The 14,907-nt window shown below is 62.7% G+C and carries 17 protein-coding genes; 9 read left to right on the plus strand and 8 right to left on the minus strand.

What is annotated here, in order from left to right; genetic code table 11:
- Nucleotides 1-44: 44 nt before the first annotated feature.
- Genes NKI17_RS16140 through mdh form a run of 4 tightly spaced genes read right to left on the minus strand, consistent with a single transcriptional unit; the run spans nt 45 to nt 3,146 of the window.
- Nucleotides 45-416 (minus strand): cupin domain-containing protein, encoded by a 372-nt coding sequence (locus NKI17_RS16140; protein WP_352623530.1) that lies wholly within the window; start codon nt 414-416, stop codon nt 45-47.
- A 32-nt stretch (nt 417-448) separates the two neighbouring features.
- Nucleotides 449-940, minus strand: a complete 492-nt coding sequence (locus NKI17_RS16145) for a hypothetical protein (protein ID WP_352570012.1) — start codon at nt 938-940, stop codon at nt 449-451.
- Nucleotides 940-2,136, minus strand: a complete 1,197-nt coding sequence (sucC, locus tag NKI17_RS16150; protein WP_352570013.1) for an ADP-forming succinate--CoA ligase subunit beta — start codon at nt 2,134-2,136, stop codon at nt 940-942. The genes NKI17_RS16145 and sucC overlap by 1 nt, the downstream gene beginning before the upstream one ends.
- Before the next feature lie 41 nt (nt 2,137-2,177).
- Entirely contained in the window at nt 2,178-3,146 is a 969-nt protein-coding gene (gene mdh / locus NKI17_RS16155) for a malate dehydrogenase (protein WP_023679796.1), read from the minus strand.
- 232 nt (nt 3,147-3,378) lie between these two features.
- Here mdh and NKI17_RS16160 point away from each other — a divergent pair, with 232 nt between their 5' ends.
- Entirely contained in the window at nt 3,379-3,807 is a 429-nt protein-coding gene (locus tag NKI17_RS16160) for a GNAT family N-acetyltransferase (RefSeq protein WP_352570014.1), read from the plus strand.
- Nucleotides 3,808-3,841: 34 nt separating this feature from the next.
- On the opposite strand, the gene zapE is transcribed toward NKI17_RS16160, so the two are convergent.
- Both zapE and NKI17_RS16170 read right to left on the minus strand, forming a co-directional pair.
- On the minus strand, nt 3,842-5,044 hold the full coding sequence (gene zapE, locus NKI17_RS16165) for a cell division protein ZapE (protein WP_352570015.1): 1,203 nt from the start codon (nt 5,042-5,044) through the stop codon (nt 3,842-3,844).
- Between the two features lie 142 nt (nt 5,045-5,186).
- Nucleotides 5,187-5,726, minus strand: a complete 540-nt coding sequence (locus NKI17_RS16170) for a protease inhibitor Inh/omp19 family protein (RefSeq protein ID WP_023679800.1) — start codon at nt 5,724-5,726, stop codon at nt 5,187-5,189.
- 304 nt (nt 5,727-6,030) lie between these two features.
- On the opposite strand from NKI17_RS16170, the gene NKI17_RS16175 reads away from it, so the two are divergent.
- Nucleotides 6,031-7,041, plus strand: a complete 1,011-nt coding sequence (locus tag NKI17_RS16175; RefSeq protein WP_352570016.1) for an MBL fold metallo-hydrolase — start codon at nt 6,031-6,033, stop codon at nt 7,039-7,041.
- Here NKI17_RS16175 and NKI17_RS16180 read toward each other — a convergent pair.
- Complete coding sequence (locus tag NKI17_RS16180) at nt 7,038-8,297, minus strand: flavin-containing monooxygenase (RefSeq protein ID WP_352906326.1); 1,260 nt, start codon at nt 8,295-8,297, stop codon at nt 7,038-7,040. The two genes, NKI17_RS16175 and NKI17_RS16180, sit on opposite strands and share 4 nt — an antisense overlap.
- A gap of 238 nt (nt 8,298-8,535) precedes the next feature.
- Between NKI17_RS16180 and NKI17_RS16185 the strand changes: the two genes are divergently transcribed.
- The 7 genes from NKI17_RS16185 (at nt 8,536) to NKI17_RS16215 (ending at nt 14,569) form a co-directional block, all read left to right on the plus strand.
- On the plus strand, nt 8,536-8,697 hold the full coding sequence (locus NKI17_RS16185; protein WP_031195454.1) for a DUF1328 family protein: 162 nt from the start codon (nt 8,536-8,538) through the stop codon (nt 8,695-8,697).
- Between the two features lie 74 nt (nt 8,698-8,771).
- Nucleotides 8,772-9,656, plus strand: coding sequence for a diaminopimelate epimerase (dapF, locus tag NKI17_RS16190; RefSeq protein ID WP_352570018.1), 885 nt, complete (start codon nt 8,772-8,774; stop codon nt 9,654-9,656).
- Nucleotides 9,656-10,957: a tRNA (N(6)-L-threonylcarbamoyladenosine(37)-C(2))-methylthiotransferase MtaB gene (gene mtaB / locus NKI17_RS16195; RefSeq protein WP_031212717.1), complete on the plus strand. Its 1,302-nt coding sequence runs from the start codon at nt 9,656-9,658 to the stop codon at nt 10,955-10,957. The genes dapF and mtaB overlap by 1 nt, the downstream gene beginning before the upstream one ends.
- Before the next feature lie 11 nt (nt 10,958-10,968).
- Complete coding sequence (ftsY, locus tag NKI17_RS16200; RefSeq protein ID WP_352906327.1) at nt 10,969-12,558, plus strand: signal recognition particle-docking protein FtsY; 1,590 nt, start codon at nt 10,969-10,971, stop codon at nt 12,556-12,558.
- Nucleotides 12,559-12,618: 60 nt separating this feature from the next.
- The gene (locus NKI17_RS16205) at nt 12,619-13,284 is read left to right on the plus strand and encodes a septation protein A (protein ID WP_023679806.1); all 666 of its coding nucleotides are present in this window, start codon (nt 12,619-12,621) and stop codon (nt 13,282-13,284) included.
- A 90-nt stretch (nt 13,285-13,374) separates the two neighbouring features.
- The gene (locus NKI17_RS16210) at nt 13,375-13,995 is read left to right on the plus strand and encodes a pyridoxamine 5'-phosphate oxidase family protein (RefSeq protein ID WP_352456344.1); all 621 of its coding nucleotides are present in this window, start codon (nt 13,375-13,377) and stop codon (nt 13,993-13,995) included.
- Nucleotides 13,996-14,035: 40 nt separating this feature from the next.
- Complete coding sequence (locus NKI17_RS16215; protein ID WP_352692123.1) at nt 14,036-14,569, plus strand: NADPH-dependent FMN reductase; 534 nt, start codon at nt 14,036-14,038, stop codon at nt 14,567-14,569.
- A 106-nt stretch (nt 14,570-14,675) separates the two neighbouring features.
- Here NKI17_RS16215 and NKI17_RS16220 read toward each other — a convergent pair whose 3' ends face one another.
- Complete coding sequence (locus tag NKI17_RS16220) at nt 14,676-14,885, minus strand: tautomerase family protein (RefSeq protein ID WP_352623539.1); 210 nt, start codon at nt 14,883-14,885, stop codon at nt 14,676-14,678.
- Nucleotides 14,886-14,907 lie beyond the last annotated feature (22 nt).

Raw genomic sequence — 14,907 nt, forward strand, 5'->3', positions numbered from 1 at the left:
TCCTTTTCAAAAACCGTTGATCGGGGAAGGCCGCGCGCTCATGGTCACAACCGCTTCAGCTCGGCGACGGTAAGGTTGCTTTTGGCATTGCCGGTGTTGAGCGTCGTTGCCGGCTCGAACATCAGCACCACCGGCTCCTCGCTTAGCGAGCGCGGCCGGTGCTCGACGGCGCGCGGCACGACAATGAACTCGCCGCTGGAAAGCTCCACCGTGCCGTCGCGGAAATCGATGGCGATGCGCCCGCGCAGCACCAGGAACGCCTCGTCCTCATTGTCATGCGCGTGCCAGTCGAAGACGTCGCCGAACTTGGCGATCTTGACCTGGCTGTCGTTCACGTCGCCGGCGATATGCGGATCGAAGACCTTCTTGATCTTCTGATCCGCCGCCTCGACGAGGTTTATCTTGTGCGGAGGCATCGCCTATCGACCTTGACCCTGAAGTTCTGTTTTCAAGCTGGGCATTTTTGGTTTCCGTGAACGACAGCACCGATCCATCGGCCCCCGGCGCGCCGGATCGTCACGATCTGCACCGATAAATTGCCGCCAGACGTTCTCAATTCACCAAGGGACTTGGGGTCATCATCGGCTTGGAAACTGCTGCCATATTTGGTCAGAAGCCTTTTCAGGATCATGTTGGCGGCCAGCTTCGGATCGTTGGTGCCGAAGGAGACCAGGCAGTCGCAGCGACCACTCGAACTCTTGATTGAGGCAACGATTTCCGTAGCCTTGTAGACTTGCAGCCCGTCGGATCCGGCCTTGAACCCGCTTTGCCGGGCAACCGCGTTGAACCGGCCGAAGCTGGGCGCCGTTGCCGGACATAAGTTCATGAAGAGACTGACCCTCTTGCCGATCCAGGCGGGCGACTTCGAACTATCCGCGGCCGCAGCAGCGCTGGCCCAAAGGGCCATGCCGGTCAGCGCTAGGGCCAGCATCCGCTGCATCAGACGCCCTTCACCGCCGCGACGATCTTCTTGGCTGCATCGTCGAGATCGTCTGCCGACACCACGTTCAGCCCGCTGTCGTTGATGATCTTCTTGCCGAGCTCGGCATTGGTGCCTTCCAGCCGCACCACTAGCGGCACTTGCAGGCCGACCTCCTTGACCGCGGCGATCACGCCCTCGGCGATGATGTCGCATTTCATGATGCCGCCGAAGATGTTGATCAGAATGCCTTTGACCGCCGGATCCTTGGTGATGATCTTGAACGCCGCCGTCACCTTTTCTTTCGACGCGCCGCCGCCGACATCGAGGAAGTTGGCCGGCTCGGCGCCGTAAAGCTTGATGATGTCCATCGTTGCCATGGCAAGGCCGGCGCCGTTGACCATGCAGCCGATATTGCCGTCGAGCGCGACATAGGCGAGGTCGTATTTCGACGCCTCGATCTCCTTCTCGTCCTCTTCGGTGGTGTCGCGCAATTCGAGCACGTCGGGGTGGCGAAACAGCGCATTGTTGTCGAACGACACTTTGGCGTCGAGAACGCGCAGCCGGCCGCTCCTCATGACGATCAGCGGGTTGACCTCGAGCAGGCTCATGTCCTTCTCGACAAAGGCCTTGTAGAGGATGGGGAACAGCGTGGCGCCATCCTTGGCGGCGTCGCCGTCGAGCTTCAGCGCCGCGTTGAGCTTCTTCACGTCGTCGGCCGTCACGCCCTTTTCCGGGTCGATGGCTACGGTGATGATCTTTTCCGGCGTGTCGTGGGCGACCGCCTCGATGTCCATGCCGCCCTCGGTCGAGACGACGAAGGCGACGCGCCCGACCGAGCGGTCGACCAGGATCGACAGATAGAGCTCGCGCTCGATGTCGGCGCCGTCCTCGATATAGAGCCGGTTGACCTGCTTGCCGGCCGGGCCGGTCTGCTTGGTGACCAGCGTGTGGCCGAGCATCTCATTGGCATTGGCGACGACCTCGGCCACCGACTTTGCCAGCCTGACACCGCCCTTGGCATCGGCGCCGAGCTCCCTGAATTTGCCCTTGCCGCGGCCGCCGGCATGGATCTGGCTCTTGACCACATAGAGTGGGCCGGGCAGCGCCTTGGCGGCAGCTTCCGCCTCGCTCGCCTTGAACACCGGCACGCCCTCGGCCACGGGTGCGCCAAAGCCTTTCAGCAGCGCCTTGCCCTGATACTCATGGATGTTCATGCGCTATGTCTCCAGCTTGCTTGGCGGGCTTGGTTACCGGCTTACTTGGCCGCGAGATGCGGAGCGATCTTGACGCAGGCGTCGCACAGGCCCTGCACCGCCGCGACCGAATTGTCGAACATCTTCTGCTCGTTCTTCGCGAGCTCGATCTCGATGATCCGCTCGACGCCGCCGGCGCCGATCACCACGGGAACGCCGACATAGGTGTTCTTGACGCCATATTGGCCGGAGAGATAGGCAGCACAGGGCAGCACCCGCTTCTTGTCCTTGAGATAGGCTTCGGCCATGGCAATGGCCGAAGCTGCCGGCGCATAAAAGGCAGAGCCGGTCTTGAGCAGGCCGACGATCTCGGCGCCGCCGTCGCGGGTGCGCTGCACGATCTGGTCGAGCCGCTCCCTCGAGGTCCAGCCCATCTTGATGAGGTCGGGCAGCGGGATGCCGGCAACCGTCGAATAGCGGATCATCGGGACCATGGAATCGCCGTGGCCGCCGAGCACGAAGGCAGTGACGTCCTCGACCGAGACCTTGAATTCCTCGGCAAGGAAATAACGGAAGCGCGAACTGTCGAGCACGCCGGCCATGCCGACGACATGGCTCTTGGGCAGGCCGGAAAACTTCTGCAGCGCCCAGACCATGGCGTCGAGCGGATTGGTGATGCAGATGACGAAGGCTTTCGGCGCGTATTTCTTGAGGCCGGCGCCGACCTGCTCCATCACCTTCAGATTGATGCCTAGAAGATCGTCGCGGCTCATGCCGGGCTTGCGCGGCACGCCGGCGGTGACGATGCAGACATCGGCGCCCTCGATGCCGGCATAGTCGTTGACGCCGGTCAGCCTCGAGTCGAACCCATCGACCGGCGACGACTGCGCGATGTCCAGTCCCTTGCCTTGCGGGATGCCTTCGGCGATATCGAACAGCACGACGTCGCCGAGATCCTTGAGGCCGACCATGTGGGCGAGGGTGCCGCCGATCATGCCCGAGCCGATGAGCGCTATCTTGTTGCGTGCCATGTCAGGATATTTTCCCTTTGACTATGACGGCGCCCAAATCCTTGACGATTTGATGACGGCGTCGGAGGAAGAGGCCGGAATGCTGCGGAACCGCGAAATTCGCCGCACGCAATAGCCCCGGCCGCACAAAAATTCAAACGATTATTTTGGAGTGAATAATTTCAATCGGTTAGAAACAATGGGAATTACGTAAACGTCAAAATTATGAAGCCGACTAGAGGAATTCTACACAATGGCACTGGAAATCAGAAGGCTGTTTCCTGGCGATGACGCCCTTGTGATGCGGGTTGCCGGCGAAGTCTTCGACGAGCCGGTCAGGCCGGATCGGCTCTCTGCCTATCTCGCGGAGCCCGGTCATTTCATGGTCGTGGCCCTCGCCGACGGCATCGTCGTTGGCCAATGCGCAGCCGTCATCCACTGCCACCCGGACAAGGTGAGCGAACTCTACGTAGACGAGGTCGGCGTGGCGCCGGCCTTTCAACGCCAGGGCATTGCGACGAGGATGCTCGGCGCCATGTTCGCACTCGGTCGCGAGCATGGCTGTGAGGAGGCGTGGGTCGGCACCGAGCCGGACAATGTTGCTGCTCGCGCACTTTACGAGTCGCGAAAAGAGCCGCATGGGCCGGCGGAGGGGTTCGTCATGTATGTTTATCGATTATAGGCGCCGGCGGCAGCGCCCCCTTCGGTACTATCCCTCACGCCTGTGCCTGCCGTGCCTCCGTCGATGATCCCTGCGCCCTCTGCCTCTTCGCCCAGTCCTCCAGCCAGTCGTGGCTCTGCATCTCGATCAGCCGCGATGCGGTGCGCTCGAACTCGAAGACTTCGTTGCCGCGCTTGGCCGTATAGAGCTGCGCCGGCGGTGCCGCGGCGCTCATCACCAGCCGTACATGATGATCGTAGAGCGTATCGACCAGCAGGATGAAGCGCTTGGCTTCGTTGCGCTTGCCTTCGCCGAGCACCGGCACATGGTCGATGAAGATGGTCGAGAAACGGCTGGCAATGCCAAGATAGTCGCGGGCGCCGAGCGGCCTCTCGCAGAGATCGGCGAAGGAAAAACGCGCCGCCTCGCCGGCAGCACGCGGCACTACGACGTGCCGGCCCTTCACCGTCAGCATCGTCTCGGCCGTCGGCCTGCCATGCGTCATCACCGCCCACGCTTCGTCGAGCGCATGGTCGGCGGCGGCATCGGCCGGGGTGACGTAGACCGGCATGCGGCTGAGCTTGTCGAGGCGGTAATCCTTATCGGCATCAAGCGCCAGCACCTGCGCGTGGCGCTCCAGGATAGCGACAAACGGCAAAAACAACTGACGGTTCAGGCCGTCGCGGTAGAGATCCTGCGGCGCGACATTGGAAGTGGCAACCAGCACCACGCCATTGGCAAACAACGCCGAAAACAACCTTGACAGGATCATCGCATCGGCGATGTCGGTGACGGAGAACTCGTCGAAGCATAGCACCCAGGCTTCCTCGGCCAGCGCGCGCGCCACCGGCGGGATCGGGTCGTCCTCCTTGGCCGTGCCGTTCTTGCGAGCCTGCCGGTGCTTCTGGATGCGGTCCTGCACGTCGGCCATGAAGTCGTTGAAATGTACCCGGCGCTTGCGCCGCACCGGCAGCAGCTCGAAGAACATGTCCATCAGCATGGTCTTGCCGCGGCCGACGCCGCCATGGATATAAAGGCCCTTGACCGCCTCGTGCACCTCGCGCTTGCGGGCGAACAACCACCCCAGCGCGCTTGATTTCTGCGCCAGCCGCTTTGCCGATATCTCTTCGATCAGCCGGTCGAGCGCAGCGGCGATCCGCTCCTGCGCCGGATCGCGCCCGATGGCGCCCGTCTCGACCAGATGGTCGTAGCGCTGCTTGACGGTTGCATGGGTCTGGAGGCCGTCACGCAGATGCATTGGTCACGTCGTTCCGGAGCAATTCCAAGAAAAGTGTGTAGCGGTTTTCTGTCCGGAATTGCGTAAAAACAAAAGAGGCAATTCCAGGAAAAGTGTGTAACGGTTTTCCGTCCGGAATTGCGTAACAATGGGGGCCGTTCTCTTACCTTGTAAGCGAGATCGGCAGGCCGTTGGAAGTCTGGCCGTCGAATTTCTCGCCGCCCGAGGAATAGAGCCGTGCCAGCGTGCCGCCATTCTCGTCAAAGAGCGTCAGCTGTTTGCCGGCGACGTTCCAGGATTTGATGCCATCGAGCGGCGCCGGGCAATGCAGCGGTCCGGCGCGGTAGCCCGAACCGAATTTGGTCTGCGGCGTCGCCACCTGACAGCTCTGGCCGGACACGCTTGCCTTCCACACACCGGCGACGCTGGACGCGGTCAGATCGGCCGCACCGGCCGGCGCCGTCCCATCGGGCGGCAGCGAGGCGACCTGCGTGTTCTGCGGCGCGGTCGGAAATTTCGACGGGTCGGCCGGGCCGGGTGTCGCCGGTGGCGGCAGCTGGTTTGCAGTCACCTTGCCGGCGGGCGCAGCTTCCAGCGGCGCCGGCTGCTGCTCGTCCATCGATGAGAACCGTGAGGTTGAACAGCCGCTCGCAACGAGCACGGCCAGCGATACGGCCAGCAGGCCGGTTTTCGAAAATTTCATTCTTCAACCTCCGTCGGATCGGGCTGGGGGTGCCGTCCGCGCAATGTCCCCCTCACCAAGATGGAGAAGGTGGCGAAATTTCAACCCGATATGGTTAAAATACGGTTTGCGCCGGTAATGTTGCAAATTTGTCGCAAAATGCACATTGCCTGAACTTGCGTTACGCCTTGGCCGTTTGGCCGACACCTCCGGTTGATTCGATACGGCGCGCTGGCGCCAAATCCTTGGCGTTCACCTCAAATGCTTGTGCGGGCCGGCTCCGGCATTATCTCTTGGGATCAGCAAACTGCAGGGAGCCGATTTCTTGGCCGCGAGAAAGAGAGCCGCCAACCGCTATTACAGCGGGCCGCCCAGCGATCATTTCGACGGCACCTTGTTCTTCAATCCCAACGGACGGCCGCCGGGTCGCTTTGCCGATCTGTTGAAATGGCAATTGAGCCGCGAGCGCTCGAAATGGCCGGCGGCGGATCCGAGCCCGTTTCCACCGGCAAGACCGGTCGAGCGCATCGATGGTTCTGCGCTGCGCCTCACCATGGTCGGTCATTCCTCGCTGCTCGTCCAGACAGCCGGCCTGAACATCCTGACCGACCCGGTCTGGTCGCGGCGTGTCTCGCCGCTCTCCTTCGCCGGTCCGAAACGCGTCAATCCGCCGGGCATCGCCTTTTCGCATTTGCCGCCGATCGACCTCGTGCTGGTCAGCCACAACCATTACGACCATCTCGACCTCGCCACGCTGAAGCGCCTGAAGACAAGACACGACCCGCTGCTGCTGACGCCGCTCGGCAACGACACGATCATCGGCGCTGCCGTGCCCCGTATGCGGCTTTCCGCGCATGACTGGGGCGACCGGGTCGATATCGGCGATCGCGTCGCCGTCTACGTCGAGCCGGTGCACCACTGGTCGGCCCGCGGTACTCGCGACCGGCGCATGGCGCTGTGGGCGGGTTTCGTCGTCGAGACACCCGACGCAAAGATCTATTTCGCCGGCGATACCGGCTTCCACGGTGGCATCAATTACCGGCTGATGGCGCAAAAGCACGGCGGGTTCCGCCTCGCCATCCTGCCGATCGGCGCCTACGAGCCGCGCTGGTTCATGGCGCCACATCACCAGGATCCGGAGGAGGCGGTGCAAGGCATGCTTTTGTGCAACGCCGCCTATGCCGCCGGCTGTCACTGGGGCACGTTCCGGCTCACCAACGAGCCGATCGATGAGCCGCCCAGAAAGCTCGGCGAAGCGCTCGATGCTGCCGGCCTGCCGCGGCAACGTTTTCGCGCCTTGCGGCCGGGCGAAGTCTGGGACGTGCCGGCGGTCTAGCCCGGCGACCGGCCTGACGGCGCAGGCGACCCCAAGGCTTCCATACACCTGGCTATGTGGGCGGCGTCGCGGCCTACATATGAGAGAAGGCCGGAGCCAAAGGTATGCATCCAATGGAGGCCAAGAAAATACAGGCCAGGAAAAGCCGTCACGCCACGCTGTTGAACGGGTGCACCGCGCGAATCGAAAATTGGCAAATCTATCCAGTTGTAGTCGAAGAGGTATCCCGTCCCCCAGATAACCGAGCTGACGTTCTCGCTGCTGATATCCATTGACCGGGCACCGCCGACTTCCGCCAGGATTGGGGTTACTGAATGTTCATTGCCATCGCTGATATGGTCCGAGACTTCACGTTTCTCTGCCAACGCCTCCGCAGCGGAAACAAAATCGTCATAGGATTTGTCGGCTTCAGCTAATATCTGGAAGGCATCAGCGGCCACCAACAGTTTTCCATCGGCGCATCCGAGCACACGTCCCAGCACCGTTCCGCCATCGCGGGCAAAACGGCGGACGTTCATATCGTAACCGCCGTTGACACCGGTTACGACCGTCGAGGGGGGATACCGCTGCTCCGGGAAACTGTCGATGGTGATCTCGAAACGTCCCATTTTGTCGAACCACCACAAAACATCCTTGCCGCGATAGCGCCGAGGCACCCGACGATGGGGGCTGACCGAAAGATAGACATTGCGCCCGGATTGCTGGAGCTCATCGGCTATCTGGCTTCCAGATGCGCCGCTGCCCACCACCAGCACCGCTCCGGGGGGAAGTTCGTCGGGGCTGCGGTAGTTCGAGGCGTGAACCTGGTAAACGGATCGAGGCAAATCCCTTGCGGCCGCCGGTACCATCGGACGCTGGAACGGGCCCGTCGCCACTACGACATTGCGGGCTCTCATGCTGCCGGTGTTTGTCTCCAATGCATAATCGCCGGTATCCCTGTGCCGGAGCCTCGTGACCTCGACACCCTGGCGAACCGGAGCTGCAATTTTGGCCGCATAGTGCTCGATGAATCGCGTGACAGCGGTGTGATGGGCGAACCCCTCCGGTTCGGGGCCCTGATAAGAAAGCCCAGGAAGCTCTATTGCCTGGTTGATGAATTGAAATCGGAGCGAATCCCAACGCTCCGTCCGCCAGCGTTCGGCAATACGAGCGCGTTCCAACACAACATGCTCACGTTCATGTTGTTGAAGATAGTAGCTCATGGCGAGCCCCGCCTGGCCGCCACCAATAATGATTGTGTCCCAACGCTCGGTCATTGGAAATTTTACCAAGCCGTCGAGACTCAAATATGCAAGTCCCGACTTTCCTATCCGCCGGCCGCAGCTCATGTGCCAGCGAACACGTCGTTTGGATCATTCAATACTATGACACATTGCATCCGTAGCTGCATATCCCAGCCGGGTTCTCCGACCCGCCCCAGCCACCGCCGGCGGAACCCAAGGCCTCGCTGAAGCGTTTGTACGTGTTCAAACCTGTCGGCTGCGAGGTAATCTCATGATCAGGTGGATCATCATTCTTTTGATTATCGCGGCCGCGGCGAGCCTGCTCGGCATGCCGGCACTGGCCGGAGCCGCCGCCACCGGCGCCCGCATCCTCATCGGCATCGTGCTGATCATCTTCCTGCTGATCGTGCTTGGCGTCTTCGCGGTGACCTGAAAATCACGCCGCGCTGGTAATTTCTGCCGCTATCCGCCATATAGGCGCCAAACCGGCAAGAGACCTTTCGATCGATGGCAAGCGCGGCCCCTTTCGCCAAGATGAACGGCATCGGCAACGAAATCATCGTTGCCGATATGCGTGGCCGTGCCGATCGCGTGACGCCTGCGGCAGCCGTCGCGCTTAATGCCGATGCGGCGACCAGGTTCGACCAGATCATGGCAATCCACGACCCCAGGACGCCGGGCACCGCCTTTTTCATCGACATCTTGAATTCCGACGGAACCAGGGCGCAGGCCTGCGGCAACGGCATGCGTTGTGTCGTCCAGGCGCTCGCCGCCGAGACCGGCCAGAAGACATTTGCCTTTGAAACAGTCGCCGGCATCCTCAATGCCGAGGAACATGCCGACGGAATGATCTCGGTCGACATGGGCAGGCCGCGCTTTGGCTGGCAGGACATCCCGCTGGCCGAGGAATTCCGCGACACCCGCATGATCGAGCTGCAGATCGGCCCGATCGATGCCCCGGTGCTGCATTCGCCCTCGGTCGTCTCGATGGGCAATCCGCACGCCATCTTCTGGGTCGACCGCGACGTCTGGTCGTACGAGCTCGAGCGCTTCGGCCCGCTGCTCGAAAACCATCCGATCTTCCCCGAGCGCGCCAACATCACCATCGCGCAGGTGACTTCGCCGGAGACCATGGTCATCCGCACCTGGGAGCGCGGCGCCGGCCTGACCAAGGCCTGCGGCACGGCTGCTTGCGCCGCTGTGGTCGCCGCGTCCCGCACCCGGCGTACCGGCCGCGGCGTCACGCTGATGACGCCCGGCGACGGCTCGCTGCATGTTTTGTGGCGCGACGACGACCACGTCATCCTGACCGGTGCCGCCGAATGGGAATTTTCCGGCAGCTTCGATCCGTCGACCGGGGCGTGGGCGCGCGACACCGAAAGCGCCGCCTGATGGCTCCTCTTGGCAACAAGGGTATCGAGGTCGTCACCTTCGGCTGCCGGCTGAACACCTATGAATCCGAGGTGATGCGGCGTGAAGCCGAAAGTGCGGGCCTCGGCGGGCTCGAAGGCGGTGCCATCATCTTCAACACCTGCGCCGTCACCGGCGAGGCTGTACGCCAGGCCAAGCAGTCGATCAGAAAAGCCCGCCGTGAGAACCCGGCTGCCCGCATCATCGTTACCGGCTGCGCCGCGCAGACCGGCCCGCAGGATTTCGTCGCCATGGACGAGGTCGATCTCGTCCTCGGCAATGAGGAAAAGCTGAAGGCGCATTCCTATCGCGCGCTGCCGGATTTCGGCGTCAACGACACTGAGAAGGCGCGCGTCAACGATATCTTTTCGGTGCGCGAGACGGCCGCCCACATGGTCGACGCCATCGAGGGCCGGGCGCGCGCTTTTGTCCAGGTGCAGAACGGCTGCGACCACCGCTGTACCTTCTGCATCATTCCCTACGGTCGCGGCAATTCGCGCTCGGTGCCTATGGGCGCCGTGGTCGAGCAGATCAAGCGACTCGTCGGCAATGGTTATGCCGAGATCGTGCTGACGGGCGTCGACATGACCAGTTTCGGCGCCGATCTGCCGGGCGCACCGAAGCTCGGCAAATTGGTCAAGACCATCCTGAAGCAGGTGCCAGACGTGAAACGCCTGCGGCTTTCCTCCATCGACTCGATCGAAGCCGACGACGATCTGCTGGACGCCATCGCCACCGAGCCGAGGCTGATGCCGCATCTGCATCTATCGCTGCAATCGGGTGACGACATGATCCTGAAGCGGATGAAGCGCCGGCACAGCCGCGACCAGTCGATCCGCTTTTGCGAGGATGTGCGCAAACTGCGCCCCGGCATTGTTTTCGGCGCCGACATCATCGCCGGCTTCCCGACCGAGACGGACGCCATGTTCGAAAACTCGCTGGAGATCGTCGAGGAATGCGGCCTGACGCATCTCCACGTCTTCCCGTTTTCGCCGCGCCAGGGCACGCCCGCCGCGCGCATGCCGCAGCTCCGCCGCGACGTCGTCAAGCAACGCGCGGCACGCCTGCGCGCCGCCGGCGAGGCCGCCTATCGCCGCCATCTTGCCTCGCTCGCTGGAACGCATCAGTCGATCCTGGTCGAGCGTGACGGCCTTGGCCGCACCGAAGGGTTTACGCTGGCCGCGGTCTCTGCCGGCGCTCCGGGCGACATCGTCGAGGCTGATATCGCCGGCCATGACGGTATCCGACTGATCGCCGCGCCGCTTGCCGCCCGCGCCGCCTGAGAGCGCAAGACATGGCTGGTTTTTTCAAGAAGATATTTTCGTTCGGCAAGAAGGAAGTCGTCGAGGAGCGGCCCGACGAGACCGCACCGCTGCCGCCGATCAAATGGGACGAACTGGAGGCGCTGAAACCGGCCGCCGAGCAGGCCGTCCCGGAGTTTTTGAAACGCGAAGAGTCGCGACCCGAAGTCGAAGCCGTACCTCCACCGCCAGTCGAACCAGAGTTGCCTCCGGCACCCCAACCGGCGCCGGAATCGCAGAAGCCTGAGCCGCCGCCGACCGTTCCACCCGAGCCGGAAACGCCTGCTGAGGAACCGGAGGAGATCCGGGCCGAGCCGCAGCAGCCAGAAATCGTCCCCTCCCAGCCAGAACCTGCACCCGTCGAAGTGCCGGTAGTGCCCACCGAGGCTCCCTCAGCAGCGCCAGCGCGCGAAGTCCCGCCCGCCGAAATACCGCCCCCGATCCGCCAGCCAGCGCCGGCCGAGACGAAACCGATCTTGACCGAGATCGCGCCCGAACCGGAGGTCGTGCCGGCGCCCCACCCTCCCATCGAGGGGGAGGTAACGCCCGAGCCAGAAGCCGTTCCGCAACCATCGCCGGAGCCAAAGCCCGCCCCCGGCAAAGTCACCGTGACCAAGAAGGTCGAGCAGAAAGCCGAGCCGCAGAAGGCGCCCGAACCGGCGCCGAGGCGCTCCTGGTTCCAGCGCATGCGAGACGGGCTTGCCCGCTCTTCCAAGGAGTTGTCGGGCAACATCGCCGGCGTCTTCACCAAGCGGAAACTTGACGAGGACACGCTGCAGGACCTGGAGGATGTGCTGATCCGCGCCGATCTCGGCATGGAGACGGCTTTGCGCGTTACCGACGCGCTCTCCGCCAGCCGCTACGGCAAGGACGTCTCCGACACCGAAGTCCGGGCCATCATGGCGGCCGAGGTTGAGAAGGTGCTGACCCACGTCGCCATGCCGTTGGAGCTCGACCTCAGCCACAAGCCGCATGTCATCCTGGTGGTCGGCGTCAACGGCACCGGGAAGACCACGACCATCGGCAAGCTCGCCGCAAAGCTCACCGATGGCGGCCTCTCGGTGATGCTCGCCGCCGGCGACACCTTTCGCGCAGCCGCGATCGAGCAGCTGAAGATCTGGGGCGAGCGTACCAACTCGCCGGTCATTGCCTCGAAGCTCGGCGCCGATGCCGCCGGCCTCGCCTACGATGCATTCGAGCGCGCGAAGGAGGCCGGCTCCGACGTGCTGATCATCGACACCGCCGGGCGGCTGCAGAACAAGACCGAACTAATGGCGGAACTGGAAAAGATCGTCCGGGTGCTGGGCAAGCTCGATCCGGAAGCGCCGCACACCGTGCTGCAGACGGTCGATGCCACCACCGGCCAGAATGCGCTCAACCAGGTCGAGATCTTCCGCAATGTCGCCGGCGTCAACGGCCTGGTGATGACCAAGCTGGACGGCACGGCGCGCGGCGGTATTCTGGTGGCGATCGCGGCAAAGCATAAATTGCCGGTCTATTTCATTGGCGTCGGCGAACAGGTCGACGACCTCGAACCCTTTTCCGCAAGCGAATTCGCCAGGGCGATCGCTGGCGTGGCTTGACGAGCATGATCCCAAAAAGTTGCAGGCTTTTTGGATTGAATCATGCGTAAGAAGGACCCTATGAGCCCACCCATCCTCGAACGCGACCTGTCCGATCCGCGCCGCAAGGCATTGAACCCCGGCCTGAAATTCCTGCTCGAACTCGGGCCTGGCCTGGTGTTCTTTTTCACCACCATCCGCGGTGCGTGGCTTGTCGGGAAGTTTCCGATACTCGGCCATATCGGCGAGCCTATCCTGATTGCCACAGCGTTCTTTATGGTGGCGACGGCGCTATCGCTCAGCGTTTCGTGGATTTTGACGCGCAGCTGGCCGATCATGCCGTTGGTCTCGGCCATCGTGGTGTTTGTGTTTGGCGCGCTGGCGCTGTGGCTGCAGGACAAGACCTTCGCTTTCATGAAGCCGACAATCATCAACAGCCTGTTCGGCATCACGTTGCTTGGCGGGTTGGCGTTTGGCAGATCGCTGTTGGGCTATGTCTTTGATTCCGCCTTCAATCTCGACGCCGAAGGCTGGCGCAAGCTCACTTTCCGATGGGGGCTCTTCTTCCTTTTTCTGGCTGCGCTGAACGAGGTCGTGTGGCGCAACTTTTCTGAGGAAGCCTGGCTTTATTTCAAGGTCTGGGGCACGATTCCCATTACCCTTGTCTTCACGTTAAGCCAAATGCCGTTGATCCTGCGCCATTCGCTCGAGGACAAGACCGGCAAGGAAGAGAAGGCCGGCAAATAGAGCAATTCCAGGAAAGTGTGTAGCGGTTTTCCCGGGAAAAGCGCGTAGCGCTTTCCCTAGGGAATTGCGTCAGAATAAGAGGAGAGGGGCATGGAATTCATCACCACACGCGACGAGTTGAGGACGATCTACAAGACGCCTCGGCCGACTGACGGCTCGATCCGCAAGGAACTGAAGGCATTGGACGGCCACTGCCGTTCCTTCATCGGCAAGAGCCCTTTCGTGCTGATCGGCTCGTCCGACGGCGCCGGCAATGCCGATGTGACGCCCAAGGGCGACAGGCCGGGCTTCGTAACAGTGCTCGACGAAAAGACCATCGCCATCCCCGACCGTCCCGGCAACAACCGGCTCGACACGCTGGAGAACATCCTTCTCAATCCCTCGATCGGGCTGCTCTTCCTCATTCCCGGCATGAACGAAACGCTGCGTGTCAATGGCGATGCCCGCATCACCGTCGATGCGGCATTGCGTGAGCGGCTGGCGGTCGACGGCAAGGCACCGCAAAGCGTCGTCGTGGTGACGGTCAAGGCCGCCTATATGCATTGCGCCAAGGCCTTCATGCGCTCCGAACTGTGGAAGCCGGAGAGCTGGTACGACCGCGCGACGCTGCCGACGCTCGGCCAGATCCTGCGCGACCAGCTGGCGCTCGCCGATTCGGCCGAGGCGACCGACCGCTGGCTGGACGAGGAATACAGGGAGACCATGTGGTAGCGTGATCGGCAACGAATCGCCCAAGCCGGTCTCCATTCCTTTGCTGAACATCCTCGCCATCTCCGGCAGCCTGCGCGCCGCCTCGACCAATTCGGCCCTGGTCGCGGCGCTCGCGCGAAACGCGCCGCCGGGTTGCCATGTCGGCGTCTTTGACGGGCTTGGGCGGCTGCCGATCTTCAACCCCGACGACGAAGGCGAGCGGACGCCGCCGCAAGCAGCAGTGCTGATCGATGCGGTCACCGCCGCTGACGGCGTCATCGTTTCCTGCCCGGAATATGCCCACGGTGTGCCAGGCGGCCTGAAGAACGCGCTTGACTGGCTGGTGTCGCGCGATGCCGCCGTTGGCAAGCCAGCCATGCTGGTGCATGCCTCGCGGCGCTCGCTGTTTGCCCGCGCCGCACTGGTCGAGGTCATGCGGACAATGTCTTTCGCGCTCCATGAGGAAGCAGCGCTCGAAATCGCGCTGCTCGGTAAGAGGCCGCCGGAGGTGGAGGATATCTTATCGCAGCCGGAAAACCGGCTGACGATGCGCGATGCCCTATCCGCCTTCGCGGAGTTCATCCGCTCGCGGTGAACGCCGGACCGTGCTTTCGCCATCCCAGGGTCTCCGCGACGGAGTTTCGCTCCTGCTCCGCCCTGGGATGACGACGCTAGGAGCTGCGGCCAATCTGTGCCGGGAACTATCCCTTGCCCCTCCGCGTCTCGACGTCGGTCTCGCCGACGAACCAGTCGCGTGCAGCGACCTCCTCGAAGACTATCCAGACGTCGTTGTTGGTCAGGCCGGTGACGCCGGTGATGGCCGCCGTCACCTGGGCGGCGATCGCGGCCTTTTTGCCGGCCGGGTCATCGGCAATCACCTCCTTGACCAGGCGGATATTCACGAATGGCATGGTTCCCTCCCTTGCATATGCT

It is taken from the genome of Mesorhizobium sp. M0816 (assembly GCF_040320005.1).
Taxonomy (GTDB): Bacteria; Pseudomonadota; Alphaproteobacteria; order Rhizobiales; family Rhizobiaceae; genus Mesorhizobium.